General features: G+C 58.1%; 19 protein-coding genes. 8 read left to right on the plus strand and 11 right to left on the minus strand.

The window, feature by feature from the left end; translation table 11 throughout:
- Positions 1–68: 68 nt before the first annotated feature.
- Positions 69–1,337, minus strand: a complete 1,269-nt coding sequence (locus tag CKO36_RS04095) for a TraB/GumN family protein (RefSeq protein WP_242469384.1) — start codon at positions 1,335–1,337, stop codon at positions 69–71.
- A gap of 46 nt (positions 1,338–1,383) precedes the next feature.
- Between CKO36_RS04095 and CKO36_RS04100 the strand changes: the two genes are divergently transcribed.
- Positions 1,384–1,800: a hypothetical protein gene (locus CKO36_RS04100; RefSeq protein WP_200280912.1), complete on the plus strand. Its 417-nt coding sequence runs from the start codon at positions 1,384–1,386 to the stop codon at positions 1,798–1,800.
- A 17-nt stretch (positions 1,801–1,817) separates the two neighbouring features.
- On the opposite strand, the gene CKO36_RS04105 is transcribed toward CKO36_RS04100, so the two are convergent.
- The 10 genes from CKO36_RS04105 to CKO36_RS04150 all read right to left on the minus strand — a co-directional run bounded on the left by CKO36_RS04105 (position 1,818) and on the right by CKO36_RS04150 (position 11,185).
- A complete protein-coding gene (locus CKO36_RS04105; protein ID WP_200280915.1) occupies positions 1,818–2,249 on the minus strand; it encodes a ClpXP protease specificity-enhancing factor in 432 nt (143 codons plus the stop codon).
- A 21-nt stretch (positions 2,250–2,270) separates the two neighbouring features.
- The gene (locus tag CKO36_RS04110) at positions 2,271–2,873 is read right to left on the minus strand and encodes a glutathione S-transferase N-terminal domain-containing protein (protein WP_200280918.1); all 603 of its coding nucleotides are present in this window, start codon (positions 2,871–2,873) and stop codon (positions 2,271–2,273) included.
- Positions 2,874–3,024: 151 nt separating this feature from the next.
- Positions 3,025–3,762: a cytochrome c1 gene (locus CKO36_RS04115; RefSeq protein WP_200280920.1), complete on the minus strand. Its 738-nt coding sequence runs from the start codon at positions 3,760–3,762 to the stop codon at positions 3,025–3,027.
- Positions 3,759–5,000, minus strand: a complete 1,242-nt coding sequence (locus tag CKO36_RS04120) for a cytochrome b (protein WP_200280924.1) — start codon at positions 4,998–5,000, stop codon at positions 3,759–3,761. The genes CKO36_RS04115 and CKO36_RS04120 overlap by 4 nt, the downstream gene beginning before the upstream one ends.
- Positions 4,997–5,593 (minus strand): ubiquinol-cytochrome c reductase iron-sulfur subunit, encoded by a 597-nt coding sequence (gene petA / locus CKO36_RS04125; protein WP_200280927.1) that lies wholly within the window; start codon positions 5,591–5,593, stop codon positions 4,997–4,999. The genes CKO36_RS04120 and petA overlap by 4 nt, the downstream gene beginning before the upstream one ends.
- Positions 5,594–5,979: 386 nt before the next feature.
- Complete coding sequence (locus CKO36_RS04130; protein ID WP_200280930.1) at positions 5,980–6,732, minus strand: Nif3-like dinuclear metal center hexameric protein; 753 nt, start codon at positions 6,730–6,732, stop codon at positions 5,980–5,982.
- A gap of 21 nt (positions 6,733–6,753) precedes the next feature.
- A complete protein-coding gene (locus CKO36_RS04135; protein WP_200280933.1) occupies positions 6,754–7,017 on the minus strand; it encodes a hypothetical protein in 264 nt (87 codons plus the stop codon).
- Positions 7,018–7,080: 63 nt separating this feature from the next.
- Complete coding sequence (locus CKO36_RS04140) at positions 7,081–7,686, minus strand: peptidylprolyl isomerase (RefSeq protein WP_200280935.1); 606 nt, start codon at positions 7,684–7,686, stop codon at positions 7,081–7,083.
- A gap of 115 nt (positions 7,687–7,801) precedes the next feature.
- Positions 7,802–8,617 (minus strand): ABC transporter substrate-binding protein, encoded by an 816-nt coding sequence (locus CKO36_RS04145; protein ID WP_200280938.1) that lies wholly within the window; start codon positions 8,615–8,617, stop codon positions 7,802–7,804.
- A gap of 3 nt (positions 8,618–8,620) precedes the next feature.
- Positions 8,621–11,185 (minus strand): ATP-binding protein, encoded by a 2,565-nt coding sequence (locus CKO36_RS04150; protein ID WP_200280941.1) that lies wholly within the window; start codon positions 11,183–11,185, stop codon positions 8,621–8,623.
- A 462-nt stretch (positions 11,186–11,647) separates the two neighbouring features.
- Between CKO36_RS04150 and CKO36_RS04155 the strand changes: the two genes are divergently transcribed.
- The 7 genes from CKO36_RS04155 to CKO36_RS04185 all read left to right on the plus strand — a co-directional run bounded on the left by CKO36_RS04155 (position 11,648) and on the right by CKO36_RS04185 (position 18,814).
- On the plus strand, positions 11,648–12,001 hold the full coding sequence (locus CKO36_RS04155) for a response regulator (RefSeq protein ID WP_207161386.1): 354 nt from the start codon (positions 11,648–11,650) through the stop codon (positions 11,999–12,001).
- Positions 12,002–12,168: 167 nt separating this feature from the next.
- A complete protein-coding gene (locus CKO36_RS04160; RefSeq protein ID WP_200280945.1) occupies positions 12,169–12,492 on the plus strand; it encodes an STAS domain-containing protein in 324 nt (107 codons plus the stop codon).
- The gene (locus tag CKO36_RS04165; RefSeq protein ID WP_200280947.1) at positions 12,489–14,729 is read left to right on the plus strand and encodes a chemotaxis protein CheA; all 2,241 of its coding nucleotides are present in this window, start codon (positions 12,489–12,491) and stop codon (positions 14,727–14,729) included. Before CKO36_RS04160 ends, CKO36_RS04165 begins: the two co-directional genes overlap by 4 nt.
- Positions 14,730–14,801: 72 nt before the next feature.
- Positions 14,802–16,763, plus strand: a complete 1,962-nt coding sequence (locus tag CKO36_RS04170; RefSeq protein WP_200280949.1) for a methyl-accepting chemotaxis protein — start codon at positions 14,802–14,804, stop codon at positions 16,761–16,763.
- A gap of 12 nt (positions 16,764–16,775) precedes the next feature.
- Positions 16,776–17,330 (plus strand): chemotaxis protein CheW, encoded by a 555-nt coding sequence (locus CKO36_RS04175; RefSeq protein ID WP_200280951.1) that lies wholly within the window; start codon positions 16,776–16,778, stop codon positions 17,328–17,330.
- Positions 17,317–18,183, plus strand: coding sequence for a CheR family methyltransferase (locus CKO36_RS04180; RefSeq protein ID WP_200280953.1), 867 nt, complete (start codon positions 17,317–17,319; stop codon positions 18,181–18,183). The genes CKO36_RS04175 and CKO36_RS04180 overlap by 14 nt, the downstream gene beginning before the upstream one ends.
- A 25-nt stretch (positions 18,184–18,208) precedes the next feature.
- On the plus strand, positions 18,209–18,814 hold the full coding sequence (locus CKO36_RS04185; RefSeq protein ID WP_200280955.1) for a chemotaxis protein CheD: 606 nt from the start codon (positions 18,209–18,211) through the stop codon (positions 18,812–18,814).
- Positions 18,815–18,827: the final 13 nt, after the last annotated feature.

Here is an 18,827-nt window from a genome sequence, read left to right on the forward strand (position 1 = left end):
TCCATGTATCTGCGGCTATTCGCGCGCATGGATTCTAAGCACTCAACTGGGGGCTGAGCCGGGAGCATTCAGTTGGTGCCAAACAGGCGTGCCATCAGATGAAAGCCGGCGATGTAGGTGCCCAGAGCGGAGCCGAGGGTGCTGAAAATAAACACCAGCAGCAGGCGCGCCACGCGATTTTTCCACCATCCTGACCAGTGTCCCACCGCTGCGCGCAGATGCTGAAAATCTCCAACGCGCGGGCGGCGCAGGAAGAGTTCGATGCCGCCGGCTACCATGCCCGCGCCAATGGTGGGATTGAGCGAGGTCAGGGGGGCGGCGCAAAAAGCCCCCAGCACGGTCAGCGGATGTGCCCCCGCCAGCGCGGCCCCTGTTGCCGACAGGCCGCCATTGATCAGCACCCAGTCCCACACCAGATCCCAGCCAACTCCCGGTCCCCGGGTGAAGCCATAGGCAAACATGCCCAGGATCACTGCCACCACCAGCCAAGGCAGCACGCGCCACAGCGCACTGGCCGGCGGCAGTGCTTGCAGGCTGGCGATCTGCTCGGCCGGTGGCTGCGGCGCGGGCGCGCGCAAGGCTTGCGCCACGCCCTTGCAATGTCCGGCGCCAATGACCGCCAGCACGCACGCATAGCCATGCTGGGTGATTTCCTCGCGCAGGCGCGCGGCCATGAAGGTATCCCGCTCAGTGATCAGAGGTTGGAACAGATCCTGGCGGTTCTCGGCAAATTCGCTGAAAGCGGTTTCCAGCACATCGCCCTGCTTAAGGGATTCGATATCCTGCTCAGTGACCTGATCGCGCGACAGCAGCCCAGCCAACAGCCCGACGAACAGATTCAGGCGCTGGAAAAAGCCCAGATTGCGCGCGGCACGCTTGAGGGTGATGCCCAGATCGCGATCAATCAGCAGCACCGGCACCCCCAGGCGCTGAGCCTGGCGAATCGCCTCGCGCTGCTCAGCGCCGGGATCAATCCCAATTTGTTCGGCCAGGCGCTGCTGATAGGCCGAGAGCGCCAAATTGGCCGCCACCATGTGGGCGCGCTTGTCGCGAATCACGGCAAAGAGATCCAGCTGCGCCAGAGCATCCGGCTCCATCAGGGCCTGATAGCGGCTCTGGCACAGCTCGACCGCGACGGCGGCATAACGCCCTGGGGTGGCTTCGAGCAGCTCCCTGACCTTGGCCACGCTGGCACGCGAGACATGCGCCGTGCCGAGTAGCGTCACCTCGGCAGCGTCGAGCTTGAGTTCCAGCAGCGGCTCATCTACTGTGGATGCTGGGACGGTGGCGCTGTGCTTGACGGACGCGTCGGGTTTGGGTTCCATGCTGTCACTCATGCGTTAAAATCCAAGGTCGCCTTCATGTTACACAGGTACCCAGATCATGCGCCGGATTCATCCGCTTTTGTTGCTGCTGTGCGCAGCTGTCGTGATGCTGAATGGTTGCGAACGGATTAAGGAAGAACGCAAGCATCAACTCCTGGAAAGCGCCACCAGCGGTTATCGCCAAGCGCTGCGCTGGGGTTACTATGACGCAGCCATCCAATTTATCAAGCCCGAGGAGCGCCCGGAAGCCCCGTCTGAACGGCTGAAAAACATCCGCGTCACCGGTTATGAGGTGGTTCAGCCGCCCGTGATGACCGAAGCCGATCAGGCCGTACAGATGGTACGGATTGAGTATGTGCTGCGTGATCGCCAACGGCTGGAATCCCTGGCTGAGCGTCAGCACTGGCAGTATGACCAAGAGGCCTCTGCCTGGTGGCTCACCACCGGCCTGCCGACTTTTACAACGGATCGGTGACTAAACGCGGACAGCGACTATTTGACGACGCGCAGTTTGGGGCGACCGGCCTTGGCGTCGTCCTTGGTGCTTGCACCTCCTTGAGCACCGCCGCCCGTGGGGCCGTCCTGATCATCCTCAGGGGTATGGCTTTCGAGTTCTTCCTCGGGGGGGAAAATCATGCCATGACCATTCTCGCGTGCATAGATCCCCAGCACTGCGCTGGGTGGCAGGCTGACAGCGGCGGGCACGCCACTAAAGCGCGCCGAGAAGGTAATCATGGTGTTGGACAGGAGCAGATCCTTCACCGCCGTCGGGGCGATGTTAAGCACAATGCGCCCTTCCTCGACGAATTTGCGCGGCACATCAGCCTCCGGGTGCATCGCGTCCACCAGCAAATGCGGCGTCATGCCGTTATCGATGATCCATTCGAACAGGGCCCGGATCAAATAGGGTCGATTCGATTTCATGCGGTTAATTGCTCTTTATACTCACTTGGAGGCCACCATATCCCGCTCAACCTGGGTGAGACTCTCCTGAAATGCCGGCCAGTCGAACAGTCGCTTGGCGTAGTCCTTAGCCGCACCCGCCGTCGCCGGCAACTCAATCCCCAACAGCGGCAGGCGCCACAGCAGCGGTGCAATACAGCAATCGACCAGTGAAAATTCCTCACTCATGAAGAAGCTGTGCGCGCCAAACACCGGCGAAGTAGTGATTAGGCTATCGCGCAACTGTTTGCGTGCCTGTTTGGCTTCGGCCTTGGAGCCTTTGATGATGCGGTCCATGAGCACGGACCAGTCGCGATCCACCCGATAGCAGTAGATGCGGGTGTTGGCACGCCCCACTGGATCAATTGGCATCAGGGGCGGATGCGGAAAGCGTTCGTCGAGGTATTCCATGATGATCCGAGACTCATAGAGTCGCAGATCACGGTCGAGCAGAGTTGGAACTGCCGCATAGGGATTGGCGTCCAGCACTTCCTCAGGAAGCGCGTTCGCATCCACGTCGACAATATCGACCGTCATTTTTTTTTCGGCCAGCACCATGCGCACCCGATGACAATAGGGGCAGGCTGCATCCGAAAATAAGGTCATAACCGAGCGTCGAGGTGAGGCCACCGCAGGATTTCCTAATCGAGGCCGCGCACCGACATGGGACTGCCGCGGCGGGCAATCTGAAAGGGCGGCTGGCGCCCGAATCACTCACCGGGCCGCCAGCGCCTGCAACAATCACTGATGACAAGAATCAGTGAACGTCTTTCCAGTACTCTTTTTTCAGGTTGTAGGTCAGATAAAACATCAGACCCAGGAACAACAGGACATAGACTCCGATACGGCGCCGCTCAAGTTTGATCGGCTCACCAACATAGGTCAGGAAATTGGTGATATCCCGCACCATGTTGTCGTATTCCTCCGGCGTCAGCGTGCCGGGAGACACCAGCTCCAGCTCGCTGATATGCTCAGCCGCAGCGCCTTCCCCCTCACCGTGCTCATAGACGGCTTCCTGCACTCCCTGGAGTTCCGCCAGGGCGTGTGGCATGCCAACATCGGGAAATACCAGATTATTGACGCCATAGGGGCGGCTGTCATCGACATAGAACGACTTGAGATAGGTATAGACCCAATCAGGCTCGCGCCAGCGGGTGGCTAGAGTCAGGTCGGGAATCGCGGTGCCAAACCACTTTTCGCCATCTTCCGGGCGCAGGGCGTTGGTCATCAGATCGCCGGCCTTGGCATCTCCGAACAACAGATTTTCCATCAGCTGCGCATTGGTGATACCAATATCCTTAGCCATCCGGTTGTAGCGCATGTACTGCAACGAATGGCAGCCCTGGCAGTAATTCATGAAATACTTGGCGCCACGCTGCAGCGAAGCCTGATCGGTCAGGTCGATATCCGAATGCTCAAGCTTCGGTCCTTCACCGGAGGCCCAGGCCGCCAGGGGTGCGACCAGAAGAACGAGGATGAATAGACTGTTTCTCATGAGGTTACCCTTTCCGGAACAGGCTTGGTCTTATCGAGCTTGCTGTAAATCGGCATCAGAATAAAGAAGGCGAAATACACCACCGTGAACACACGGGCGAGCATTGTATAAAGATCGCTCGAGGGTTGCAGACCCAGATAGGCCAGCACGACAAAGGAGACGATAAAGGCACCAAGGAAGAACTTGGAAATCGGACCCTTGTAGCGCATGGACTTCACCGGAGAGCGATCCAGCCAGGGCAGGAAAAACAGAATCGCAATGGCGCCGAACATCACCACAACCCCCGGGAACTGGGAGTCAGCAATGGGTGGCACTGCGCGCAGCATGGCGTAGAAGGGGGTAAAGTACCAGACTGGAGCGATATGGGCCGGCGTCTTCAACGGATCGGCTGGCTGGAAGTTGGGCCCCTCCAGGAAGAGTCCGCCAAAATCAGGCGCAAAGAACACCACCAAAGAGAAGATCGCCAGAAACACCACCACACCCATCAGATCCTTAACGGTGTAGTAAGGATGGAAGGGAATGCCATCGCGCGGAATCCCTTGCTCGTCTTTGTTTTCCTTGATTTCGATGCCATCGGGGTTGTTAGAACCGACCCGATGCAGGGCGACAATGTGGACAAACACCAGAGCTACAAGCAGGAAGGGAATCAGGAAATGGAAGGCGAAAAAGCGATTCAGTGTCGCATCGGAGATGACGTAATCACCCCGCACCCAGACGGAGAGATCCGGGCCAATATCCGGCACAGCCGCAAACAGATTCACAATAACCTGGGCACCCCAGTAGGACATCTGCCCCCAGGGCAACAGATAGCCAAAGAAGGCGGTTGCCATCATCGCGAGATAGATCACCACCCCGATGATCCACAGCAGTTCACGGGGCTTGCGGTAGGAACCCCACAGCAGACCGCGGAACATGTGCAGATAGATGACAATAAAGAAGGCCGAGGCACCCGTGGAGTGCAGGTAGCGGATCAGCCAGCCCCAGTTGACATCGCGCATGATGTACTCAACCGAAGCAAAAGCCTCGGTCGCCGAGGGCTTGTAATTCATCGCCAGCCAAATGCCGGTAATGATCTGCAACAGCAGCACCGTAATGGCCAGCGAGCCGAAGAAGGACCAGAAGTTTAAGTTCTTCGGTGCATAGTACTCGGCCAGATGCTCTCTCCAGACATCGACGACTGGAAACCGCTTGTCGATCCAGCCGAGCAATCCGCTAGGTTGTGCATGTTCAGCACTCATGAAGCCTGTCCTCCATCATCGCCCACCAGGACGGTGGTGTCAGTCAGATAGGTATGTTTGGGGATGACCAGATTGGTCGGTGCCGGTACGCCCTTGAAAACCCGCCCGGCAAGATCGAACTTAGACCCATGACAGGGGCAGTGCCAGCCGCCTTTCCAATCCGGACCCAAATCCTCCGGTGCCACCTCGGGACGATAGGTTGGCGAGCAACCCAAATGCGTACAAATACCGATGGCAATGAAAAATTCCGGCTTGATCGACCGGGTTGGATTCTGGCAGTACTCGGGCTGCTGCGGCACGGTCGATTGCGGATCGACCAGCTTTGAATCATTGCTGGCCAGATTGGCGACCATCTCGGGCGTGCGACGCACCACCCAAATGGGCTGCCCGCGATACTTGACACGCAGCAAGGCACCTGGCTCGACCTTGCTAATGTCTGCTCTCACGGGCGCGCCGGCCGCGCGCGCCTTGGCGCTCGGATTCATCGACGAAATGAAAGGTACGGCGACGAAGCCAGCGCCAACAGCACCGACGACGCTCGTGGCGGCGACGAGGACTCGCCGCCGCGTCTTATTAACGCCTTGTGCGCTCATTTGCTCAAAAGACCCCCGTAGGCTCGTCCGGACGACGCCTCAAACCGGAGGCGTTCGCACAGTTCCGAATGAAGGTTGAAAATTAGAATCTCGCGAAGCTCTTTGAAAAAAGATCAAGCATTCTGGCCGATAAACCCCATGCCGGTCAAGGTACTAGCACCACCCGAACGCAAAAGAAGCAATAAAAGCGCTTATTAAACAGTCAGTTAACAGGGCAGCACCGCAGCCAGCGAATGCCGAATGCAGGCGCTGCGCGAAATTCCCATGTCCGAACATTCAACACGAAGGCGCGCCAGCACAACCACGACAATCCGCAAAAACCCGCAGAATTCCATTGGAATTTGCCGGCGCGGCCCCTCCGAATCACGGCCGGCTCCGGGTCAGACTCAGGCCGGATTCTCGATCTCGATAAACCGCTGGGTAAGCCCAAAGTGCTGCGCGAGATGCTCGCCGAGTGCACGAATACCGTCGCGCTCGGAGGCATGATGCCCCACCGCGAAATAGTCCAGGCCGGTCTCGCGTGCCTGATGCGTGGTGGACTCGGAGATTTCGCCGCTGATAAAAGCATCCACACCCAGTGCGGCCGCCTGCTCAATGTAGCGTTGCCCCCCTCCCGAACACCAGGCCAGCGTTCGCAGCGGCCGCTCGGCGGCTGGAATATGCAGCGGCTGACGGCCCAGCGCCTTCGCAATGCGCTCACTGAACGCGGCCGCCGGTTCCGCTGATGCCAACTGCCCGCACCACAGCAGGGGCGTGTCACTGGACGCCGGCTCCGCCTGCTGAATGCCAAGCCGCTGCGCCAGAGATCGATTGTTACCAAGCCCGGTGTGCGCATCCAGCGGCAGATGATAGGCCAGCAGCGACAGTCCGGCGGCATGCAGCGCCCGGATGCGGCGCCCCTTGAGCCCCACCAGACAGGGATCCTCGCCTTTCCAGAAAAAGCCATGATGCACCAGCAGGGCATCAGCACCCGCCCGCGCGGCGGCATCGATTAACGCCTGACTGGCGGTCACGCCGGTCACGATGGATTCAATCTGGCGCTTACCCTCAACCTGTAAACCATTAGGGCAGTAGTCCTGAAAATCGTGGATGGACAAAAACTCTGCGCAGTAATCAACCAGTGTTGTGAGCTCAATCATGGTTCCTAATCCTGTCGCGCTTTATAAACCGGGCAGGTCATGGGGCGTTAGCAACCCGGCGTGCAGCAGACGCTCAGCCAGCACCCAGCCCTGTTGCGCCACAGCCTCCGGATCACCAAAGCGCGGCTGCGCCCCCTGGGCTAAGCGCGCCTCCCAGTCCGTCAGGATCTGTTCAAAGCCTTGCAGCTGCTTGAGCAGGCAATCGCTGCAATCGCCATCGCACGCCAACGTGCTCAGATCGGCGCGATCCAACAGCTCGCGCGCCTGAGCAAGCAACTGCTGCATGGCCGTGCGCGGGTCGGGTTTGCGCTCGATGGCGAACGCCCTGTCACTGCATCTGAGCGGGAATCAGAGCTGCCGACAATCCTCCAGCACCACCGGCGCACTGGTGCGACCGCTGCGTGAGCCAGTGGCTTCCATCGCCTTGACCACATCCATGCCGTCGGTCACTTCACCAAAGACCACATGCCGGCCATCCAGCCAGGGCGTCGGCGCTACGGTGATAAAAAATTGCGAGCCATTGGTGTTCGGCCCGGAATTGGCCATCGACAACAGCCCCGCCTGGCTGTGCTTGAGGTCGAAATTCTCATCGGCAAACTTCGCGCCATAAATCGACCGCCCGCCGGTGCCATTGCCATTGGTAAAGTCGCCACCCTGAATCATGAAACCAGGGATAATCCGGTGAAACGGGCTGCCAGCGTAGCTTAAGTCTTCACCCTGCTCACCGGTGCAGAGCACGCGAAAATTCTCCGCCGTTTTGGGCACCCGGTCGGCAAAGAGCTCAAATTCAATGGTGCCCGCCGGCTTGCCGTCAATGCTGACGTCCATGGCCACTCGGGGATTGGCCTCAGCGCTGGCCGCTTCCTGTGGGTCGTCGGTTGCGGCACAGGCCAGCCCAACCGCCAGGCTGTAAGCGCTCAGGAGCGCGAGGGAACGTTGTGTGAGTGTCATCATGTGGATTTATCCTTCATCGTTTTTCAGTTGTTTAGGGGTCAGCTCAGCAGGAAGCCTCAGCGGCCTGGCAAGCATATATGGCAATCATCAATAGAACCACTGGCGGCGCAGCCGCTCAGGGCGTTATCAGCAAGGGCTCGAGCTCATAACGCTTGGTGGCGGCCGCCAGACGTCCATCGGCCTTGATTGCCTGCACAAAGGCATTCATCCGCGCCTGCCAGCGCGCATCGCCGAGCTTGAATGCATAGGCGTAGCGCGTGATATGAAACTCACCCTCGGGTGCGATCAGCCGCGCCCAATCAAAGGTATCGAGCATCTTTTTGCCATAGGAGTAGTCGGTCATAAAGACATCGGCCCGTCCCGAGCGCACTTCCTGCGAGCGCGCAAAGGGCGTGTCGAATACCTTGAGTTTGGCATGCTTCAGTCGCCGCCGCATGACAGACTCGTGCAAGGTTCCCTTGGCCACCGCCACCACCACCGACGCGCGATCAATGTCGTCCCAGGTGTTGATGCGACGATTGGCTTTGGTCGTCACCGCAAAGATGTCGCTAGCCAAGTGTGGTTCGGTGAAGCCTAAGCGCTCCTCGCGTTCCGGAATAATACCAACGGCAAACATGGCCACATCGCAGCGATCCTGCTCAATGTCCTCAAACAAGTGGGCAAAGCTGCTGTCAATCAGCCGCACCTCCACCCCCAGGTCAGCGCCCAGCGCCTGCGCCATCTCGTAATCAATGCCCGACAGGCGCTGAGTGCGCGGATCGCGGTAGGTAATGCCATAGTATTCAGGCCAGATGCACACCCGCACCTGCCCCCGCGCCTGGATGCGCGCCAGACGGTCGGATTGCGCCTGCGTTGGCGGCACAATCAGCAGCAACCCCCAGACAAGCATCAACATCAACCCCGTCAACGGCCAGAATCGATCATATTGCATCCGTTAATCGTCCCCCTGTGACCAGTCGCGGCAGGTCTTCAGGCCCACCTTGAGTTCATCGTAAGCGGCGCTGTATTCCTGAGTCGCCCGTTCCAATTCCACACCGCCCGGAGGCTGCGCCAGCAAGCAGGACTCAAGCGCCTTCGCTGCACGGTGCAGACGTCCAGCGGAAATGTTACCGGCCATGCCTTTCATGTTATGCGCCACGGCCTTGGCCGCCACGAAATCCTGGCACGCCAACGCCTGCTCCAGCACGCCATAGTGTGCCATGATATCACGCTGGGTATCGCACAGAACCGAGCGAAAGAAGGCTTCATCACCACCAAAGCGGCTGACGCCATCGGCCAGGTCGATACCGGGAATCGCGCCGGAAGCCGTCGTGGCAGGTGATGCCTCGGTTGTGTTGACTGCCTCGACGAAGGGCTCCGGCTCGGCCACCACAGCACTTGAAGCCGCTGCATGCTCAGCACGCACCGCCCTCAGGCGTGCGGCCAGCGACGGTTCAATCCAGCGTGTCACCACGCGCTGAAGCGCCTCAATGTTGATCGGCTTGGCCAGGTGGTCGTTCATGCCCGCGCGCAGACAACGCTCGCGTTCTTCACGCATCGCATAAGCTGTCATCGCAATGATGGGAAGGTCTGCACAGCCTTCGCGTGCGCGCAACTGCCGCGTCGCCTCATGACCACTCATGCCCGGCATCTGCACATCCATCAGAATGGCATCGAGTCCTCCCGGCTCGGCTTGCATCACCTCAGCCTGACGCAGCGCCTCCGCGCCATCACCGGCCTCCTCGGGCACAACGCCCAGAGTCGCCAACATACCGACCGCGATCTGTCGGTTAACCACATTATCATCCACCAACAGCACCCTGGCCTGGGAGATGTCCACCTGATCAACGGCGGTGGCCGGCGCGTGCGGCTCGGCGCTCACCTCCTGAGTCTTTCCATCGGCCCGCTCGAAGACCAACTCCAGGCGGAAGCAACTGCCCTGCCCTGGCTGGCTCTCCGCCGTAATGCGCCCGCCCATGAGTTGCGCCAGATGCTGACTGATACTTAAGCCCAGCCCGGTACCTCCGTAGCGCCGACTGATCGAGGCATCCGCCTGGGCAAAGGGACGGAACAGCTGTTGCAAGTGCTCCGTGCTCATGCCAATACCGGAATCGCGCACCTGAAAGCCAAAGCGCTGCACTGGCGTATCCGAGGCAGCCCCGTCCGTAACCGCTGCATCCAATGCATCGGCGATCAGCTCCACCCGTCCCTGCTCAGGAGTGAACTTAATTGCATTGCTCAGCAAATTGGTCAACACCTGCCGCAGGCGCAAAGGATCACCAAGCACCATCACATCAAGCGCCGGGGCCACGCGAACCTGAAAGTCGAGGTGCTTTTCGCGCGCCGGGAAGCCCATCTGCGCTTCCAGTTCCGCAATCACCTCCGTCAGGCGAAAGGGAATCCGTTCGACCTCAAGTTTTCCGGCTTCGACCTTTGACAAGTCCAGCAAATCGTTAATGATGCCTAGCAGTGCCGTGCCCGAGCGTTCGATCTGTTGCAGGTAGTCGCGCTGCTGTGAGTTCAGCGGTGTTTTCAACGCCAACCAGCTCATGCCAAGAATGGCATTCATGGGGGTACGAATCTCGTGGCTCATATTGGCAAGAAAGGCGCTCTTGGCCTGATTGGCCTGTTCGGCGCGCTCCATGTTCAAACGCAGGTCGAATTCTTTCTCACGCCGGCGAAAATAGCGCAATGACAGTAGGTTACCGATCACCAGAGTCGGCACCAGCATGAACAGCAAGATGAACTGGGTGTGATAATAATTCTTCAGCAGGGGTGCGCGATCCAGATGTACCAGCAGCACCAGAGGATACAAAGAAGAGACCCGATAGACCGACAGGGGCGCATGCATTCCACGTTGGGGATCAAGACGCCCGGCCTGCCGATCACCGGCGTTAATGGCAAGAAGGTCCGCCTGGAGCTCAGCCGGAATGACAGCGCCCAGAGGCTGCGCCGGATCGGTACTGAGCAACCGCCAACCATCGATGCGCAGCAACTCGGCCCGCCCCTTCTCCAGCGGCAGCGCTTCAGCAAGCTGCTGAATGAAAAAGTCAGGGTTCAGTGTCCCCAGGAGCCGCAAACCGTCCTCGGCTTGCAGTCGGTAGCACAGTGGCACAAAGGCCAGAGCCGTCCCCTCAATTACCCCTAGCTGGGTCGATGACTGGCCATCGCTGAAATCACGCCCTCGCCAGGGCAACCCCAGGCGCAGCAGTCCTGGGCGCTGGCTGAGCGGCAAAAACTCTTTACAGTCAATGATATGCCCAAGATTTTCCGCATTGGAACTGGCCAGAATCCGATGGTCGATCGCCAGCGATAGTGAGCGCAAACTCGGCACATGCAAAATCGCCGTTGCCAACACCTGCTGCCGCACGTCCGCATCGGCGCGCGCCATCACTTCTTCCCAGTTCTTCCCGACGGCTAACAGCTCGGTAATCGTGAGCGCCTGAGTTACAAGTTCATCAAAAGCTCTGGCATAGGTTTCTGCTGTGGCATAGCCATTGTCCAGCGCATTGCCCCGCAACTGATATAATGCAAAGAAGGTGATAAAACACAGAACAATAGAAAAACCCACTATAGCCGCGAAATACGCCCACTTAGCTGACCTGTGCTTACTATGGATCAAAGACTGATTCTGTATTAAAGCGGTAGCAACCTTCATCAAATTCGAGCGACTCTACTGACTGTTGATTCTATATAACACATGAAGAAGGGCGGTGTGGTGCTGTTGGCATCCGGGATAACCACGCAAACACTGCGCAACCAGAGCTGGCATCATCGCCAGCATGCGCACACTTTTTTTGCATTTGTTGCACAGCCGACCTCATGTATAATCGCACAGCAGGTAAAGACCCTACTCAGTCAGATAACAGTACGCCTGCAACCCTGACAGTGATGACGGCCTGCCTCTTGATTCATGCACGTTTAGAGCAAGAGCTGGCCTTATTCTTAATTTAATAAGGAGAATGTTGTGGCTAAAACAATCATGGTAGTCGATGATTCAGCCTCACTGCGAAACGTCGTTTGCATCGCACTCAAGGGCGCAGGCTACGACGTTATTGAGGCCGGAGACGGACGCGAAGCCCTGTCGAAACTGAAAGGCCAGAAAGTGCATTTAATCGTTAGTGACGTCAACATGCCCAACATGGACGGCATCACGATGGTACGCGAAGTCAAAAAGCTTCCTGACTATAAATTTACTCCAATCATGATGCTCACCACCGAGAGCCAGCCTGAGAAAAAGGCCGAGGGCAAGGCCGCTGGCGCCAAGGCTTGGCTGGTCAAACCCTTTCAGCCTCCCGTTCTGCTCGATGCGGTGTCCAAGCTGGTGCTGCCTTAGGCGGGCATGCACTCTTTACCTTATAAAGGATAAGGCCAATCCGCTGTCAGGCCAATCCGAAGTTGATGCGCGCATGGCGGTCCGTTACAGTCGAACTGCGGGCGTTATAATGCCGCCCAGACGGTAATGTGCTTTACAAGGATCGCCAGTCATCGGAGCTGCTCGACATGACGACCGACCAACCGACACCTTCGGCGGACCCCCTGGTTTTTGATGGCGAAATGACCATCTACAGCGCCACGGCCAACTTCCAGCGCCTGCGGGAGCGGATTGGCAAGCGCCTGCCCATTCAAATTGACCTGTCCGCTGTCACGGAAATCGACAGTTCCGGACTGCAACTCTTGCTCTATGCCCGCGCCGAAGCCGATGACAACGGACTTGACTTTTCCCTGGCCGGGCTGAGTGAGTCCGTCACTGACGTGTTTAATCTGCTGTACCTGAACCGCACGTTCGGGATCAGCTCCGCCACCCAGCCGGAGACAAGCGCATGAATATGGATGCTGCCCGGCAGGCTTTTGTCGAAGAAGTCGCTGAACTCCTGCAATCCATGGAGGACGCGCTCTTCGCACTCGAGTCCAGCCCCGATGATACGGAGTCGCTGAACGCGGTTTTCCGCGCCATGCACACCATCAAGGGCACGGGTGGTGTCTTTGGCTATACACCAATCGTCAATTTTACCCATGAGATTGAATCGGTCATGGAGGAAGTTCGCTCCGGACGCGAACCTATGACCGAGCAACTCGTCGGCATTCTGTTCGAGTGCCGCGATCACACCGGTAACTTGGTTGAAGCCATTGTCGCCAACGACAGCGACGAGAACCTGGACCTGGATCCAGAGCTGCTCAAGGCCGGTCAGCAGCTGGTTGACAAGCTGATTGCACGCAATACCGGCGGCACAGGTGGAGCCTCCGCCGCCCCGGCTGATGCCCAGGCAGCCGCAGCGGACAATGACAGCAATCAACCCAAATATCTGCCGGTCGCCAGTGATGCCTGGATTATTGGCCTGGATTTCGGCCCCGACGCCTTCCGCAACGGCATGGACCCGTTGTCCTTCCTGCGTTATCTGGCCTCGCTGGGCACCATCGTTGATGTCGCCACCATTCCCATTTGGCCGCACAACCATGACGACTTCGATCCTGAAAGCTGCTACCTGAGTTTCCGCATCAGCTTCCGCAGCGATGCCGACAAAAAAACCATTGCGGATGTGTTCAACTTCGCCGAGGACGACTGCAACATCCGCATCCTCGCCCCCGAGTCAGCCCAGGAAAAATATCTCGAACTCCTGCAACGCTTGCCCGATGATCACATCACCCGCATTGGCGAGATGCTGGTCGAGGTCGGAGCCCTGACACCGCAAGAGTTATCCCGGGCACTGAACTCGCAGGAAGTCACAACAGACCTGGACACCGAGGAAGACGCGGCCACCAAGAAACGACGCCTGGGCGAGATTCTGGTTGAACAGGGCTCGGTTAAACCGGCGCTCATGGAGCAGGCGGTCAAAACTCAGGAGGCTGCGCGCAAGCGCCTGGACGAAAACCGCTTTATCCGCGTCGATGCCGAGCGGCTTGGTCATCTGATCAATCTGGTCGGCGAACTAGTCACCAGCAGCGCTGCCATTCGGGTGATGGTCGAGCGCGCCGGTATTGAGGACATGAACGAGGTCGTCGATGGCGTCGATTACCTGGTCGAGGAAATTCGCGACAACGCCTTGCAACTGCGCATGGTACCGATCGGCGACAGCCTGTCGCGCTTCCGCCGCGTGGTGCGCGACTCCAGCAAAGAGCTGGGCAAGCAGATCGACCTGGTCATCACCGGCGGCGAGACTGAACTCGACAAAACGCTGATCGAAAAAATCACCGACCCCCTCACCCACCTGATTCGCAACGCCATTGATCACGCGATTGAAACACCCGAGGAGCGCCAGCGCATTGGCAAACCAACCACTGGTACCGTCCTGTGCAACGCCTTCCATGATTCGGGCCATATCGTCATTGAGATCAAGGACGACGGTGCAGGATTGGATGCCGATCGCATTCGCGCCAAGGCCGAGGCCAAGGGGCTGGTTAAGTCCGAAGATGTGCTCAGCCACGAAGAAACCCTGCGCCTGATCTTCGAGCCGGGTCTGTCCACCAAGGATACCGCCAGCAATCTGTCCGGTCGCGGGGTGGGCATGGACGTGGTGCGGCGCAACATTGAGGCGCTGCGCGGCTCGGTGGAACTCGAAAGTGAGCGAGGTCAGGGCACCAAGGTCACCATCATCCTGCCACTGACGCTGGCGATTATTGACGGCTTCCTGGTGGGAGCCGGCCAGGAGCAGTACGTCATTCCCTTATCCCAGGTATCAGAATGCGTCGAGGTCAATCCAACCGACACCAGCAACCGCAATGGCGAACACTACGTCAACCTGCGCGGTGAAGTGCTGCCCTTCATCCGGCTGACTGAGCTGTTTCGCAGCTACAATGACGAGAACAAATCCTCACGCGAAAGCCTGGTGGTGGTGCGTTTTGGGCACCACAAGCTGGGTTTGGTGGTGGATACCCTGCTCGGTGAACTGCAAACCGTCATCAAACCGCTGGGTAGCCTGTTTGAAAACCTTCAGGGCGTTGCTGGAGCAACCATTCTTGGTACCGGAGACATCGCGCTGATTCTGGATGTCAGCGAACTGGCCACTATCGGTCAAACACATCGGCGGGCCAGCAGTCAGTATGATTACGCCAGCCCTCAGTAAGCCTGATCGAGCCTGTCCACCCTTAGATTTAATTGATCTATCTTGTCATCTCTGCTAGAGCTGGAGAATTCAATGCTTAGCTCCCTGACCATGGCCAAAAAACTGATGCTCGGTTTCGGTGTCGTGCTGGTACTGTTGCTGATTGTCGGAAGCTTTGCTTTCGTAACGATTAATCAGGCCTCAACCGATTTCGTCAGCTACCGCAACAAGTCCCGCAAAGCCAATCTGATGAGCCAACTGCAAGTGGCCATGCTGATGAGCCGCATGAATGTTAAAGACTTTCTGAGCACCAGGGGCAGCGACAAGGCTCGCGCCGAGTTCCGCCAATACGCACAGCAAACCAAGCAGCTGCTTGATACCGCCGAGTCGCAAATCACCAATCCGCAACGCAGTGCCCAGGCTCGCGAAGCTCAAGCGCAAATTGACAAGTACATCACGACCTTCAATGCGGTTGAAGATGAGATGGACAACCGCAACCGCTTAGCTGACGAGATTCTGCCCCAGATCGGTAGCAAAATCGAACAGGGTCTGACGGAAATTTTTACCACGGCACTCCGCGACGGCGACCCGGACTCGGCAAACGACGCAGCGGTCGCTTTGCGTCAAATCCTGCTGTCTCGCGTGTATGTCATGAAGTTTATCGATGACAACCTGAAGGAAAACGAGGACCGCGTTCGTCAGGAAATGGATAGCGCCACCGACAGTTTCGACACCCTTGACCGTGGCCTGCAAAATCCCAATCGACGGCGCATTCTGGTCGAGGTGCGCAACTTCAGTCAGGAATACATCAGCAGTTTTAACAGCCTCGTTGAAACCATTAACACCCGCAATGATCACGTCTCTAATACACTCAACAAGCTAGGTCCGGCATTCGCCGATCTGCTTGACGAGATTAAGCTGTCCTATATTAAGGAACAAGACGAACTGGGTCCGAAACTACAAGCCGCTAACGAGCGCGCGGTTTTGATCATCTCGGTGCTCTCAAGCATTGCGGTTCTCTTTGGCGTGATTATCGCTTGGCTGATCATCCGCGGCGTCATGGCCCAGCTGGGCAAGGATCCTGGCATCATCGCCGATGTTACCAGGCGCGTGGCCAAAGGTGACCTGGGCATCGAGTTCGACCAGCAAGGCATGCGTGGCGTTTACTCCGACATGCACGTTATGGTCCAGCAGCTCCAGCAGATCGTTGGGGAGGTGCGGGTCGGCGCCGACAATCTCAGCTCGGCCTCCAACGAAGTCAGCTCCACTGCCCAGGCCCTGAGCCAGAGTGCCACGGAGCAAGCCGCCAGCGTCGAGGAGACCACGGCCAGCATCGAACAGCTCAATGCCTCGGTGCAGCAGAACACCGAAAACGCGCGCGTCACCAACGGCATCGCCAAAAGCTCCGCCGAAGAAGCCCGCCAGGGGGGCGAGTCGGTCACGCGCACGGTCGCGGCCATGAAGGAAATCGCCAGCAAGATTGGCATGATCGAGGAGATCGCTTACAAGACCAATCTGCTCGCCCTCAATGCCGCCATTGAGGCCGCTCGTGCGGGAGAACACGGCAAAGGCTTCACCGTAGTCGCTGCCGAGGTACGCAAACTGGCTGAGAACAGCGGCGTCACGGCGCAGGAAATCAACCAGCTCGCCACCAACAGCGTCTCCATCGCCGAGGAGGCCGGACGGGTGCTGGAGCAGATGGTGCCCAATATCGTCAAGACCGCCGATTTGGTCGAGGAAATTACCGCCGCCTCCGGCGAGCAAGCCTCGGGCATCGGCCAGATCAACGATGCCATGGGTCAGCTCGACAAGGCCACGCAGCAAAATGCCTCCTCGTCTGAGGAACTGGCCGCCACCGCCGAGGAACTCAGTGGTCAGGCCGCCCAACTGCAAGAAACCATGGCCTTTTTCAAACTCGCTGGCAGCAAGCGCGCTGGCCCGGCGGGCAAAAAAGCACCTGCGCCCAAACCAAAACCAGCGCCGGCTCCGCGTGGCGATGACGGCTTCTCGTCCGGCGACGAGGATTTTGACTCACAGGACTTTGAACGCTTCTAGGCGGAGAATCCGATGGCAGAGGCTACGGCAACAACGACGACGGCAACCAGTCTGACTGAAATCTCCGAAGACTCCGCTCAGTATCTGACCTTTTCGGTTGTCCACGAGCGACTGGCGATGTCAATCAACGCCGTGCAGGAGATCATTGAAACACCAAAGATCACTCAGGTGCCCATGACGCCTGCTTATATTCGCGGCGTGATTAACCTGCGCGGCAATGTGGTCCCCGTGGTTGACCTCGGTGCCCGTCTGAATCGCGGTGCGCTGGCGCTGTCTAAGCGCAGCTGCATCGTGCTGGTCGAAGTGAAGTCACAGCATAACTCGCATGTGCTCGGTATGTTGGTCGATGAGGTGAAAAATATCCTCGAGATTCCCCGCGACGATGTCAAACCCGCACCCGAGTTCGGTTCAGAGATTCGCACCGATTTCATTGAAGCCATGGGGCGGGTCAATGATGTTTTTGTGATCATCCTGGCCATCGATAACGTCCTGTCGATACAGGAATTGGCCACGCTGAAAGCCATCACCGAACGCGTCAACCCGGATGGCCCGAATGTGGGGAAATGATCGCAAGTCAGTTGACACACCGAACCCGGCAATTGAGGCACTGACAGAACTTGATCCAATCTCAGACAAGGCCTTCGAGCGGTTTCGACACTTTATCTACGAAAAAGCCGGCATCAACCTGGCGCCACACAAACGCCAGCTGGTCAGCTCGCGCCTGCAAAAGCGGCTGCGCCACTACGGCATGCGCAGCTATGACACTTACATCGACCTAATCTCCCAGCCCGGCAAGGAGGCCGAGCGTCAGCATCTTGTCGACCTCCTGACCACCAACGAAACCTATTTCTATCGCGAGCCGGCACACTTTGACTATCTGCGGGCCAAGATCCTGCCTCAGTATCGAGGCCGGCCATTACACGTCTGGAGTGCGGCCTGCTCGACTGGCGAGGAAGTCTACACCCTCGCCATGGTCTTAGCCGAGAGCATCGGACGCGGTGACTGGAACGTGCTCGGCTCCGACATCAACACCCAAGTGGTCTCGACAGCCCGACTCGGCATTTATCCGTTGGAGCAGGCCAAGGGACTGCCGCGCGAGTGGCTGTCGCAGTACTGCCTGAAAGGAGTGCGCAGCCAGGCGGGCAAACTGCTGATCAACCCCAAGCTCAAGGCTCGTACCCGCTTTGAGGAACGCAACCTGAAAAAGCCCCGCGAAGATGGCCGGCAGTTCGAGATTGTTTTTTTGCGCAATGTACTTATTTATTTTGATATCCCCACCAAGCAGTTGGTATTAAACTGTTTGAGTCGCTCCATCGCACCGGGTGGATATCTGTTTATCAGTCACGTTGAATCCTTGCACGGCATTACCACCGATTTGACCACCATCGGCCCGTCAATTTTTCGTAAACCGCTGCGGTAGCTCCGTTTCAGAATCCTCGCCCCGCATGAACGCTGTAACACAAGCGCACAAGCCTATTGAAAAGCGTGTCATTCACGCCGGGGAGCACCATGTCTCGCGCAACCCCATTATCCTGTCAACGCTGCTCGGTTCCTGCGTTTCGGTCTGCCTGTACGATCCCGTGACCCGCGTGGTCGGCATGAATCATTTTCTGCTGGCCACCCGCCACCCCAGCCAGGATCCGGTGCTCGCCTCGGATGCCGGACGCTATGGTTTGGGCGCGATGGAACTGTTGATTAACGACATGCTGAAACTCGGTGCGCGGCGCGCCAATCTGCGCGCCAAGGCCTTTGGCGGCGGCAATGTGCTGGCCACCCGCTTGAACGAACTGCCGGACCGCTTCAGTATCGGAAAAATCAACATTGACTTCGTGCAACGCTTTCTAGCCCAGGATCGTATCCCCTTGGTGGCTCAGGATTTTGGCGGCACCATGGGCCGACAAATCCGTTTTGAAAGCAACGATTTCTCGGTCTACCTCCGACGCATCCCCATCAAGCGCACCAGCAGCATCCTCACGAATGAAAAACGCTACTTTGACAAGGAACTTAAACAACAAAAAGCGCCACGCAGCAACAGTGTCGAGTTCTGGTAGGCCGGCTCGGCCG

This window comes from Rhabdochromatium marinum, from assembly GCF_016583795.1.
Classification (GTDB): Bacteria; Pseudomonadota; Gammaproteobacteria; order Chromatiales; family Chromatiaceae; genus Rhabdochromatium; species Rhabdochromatium marinum.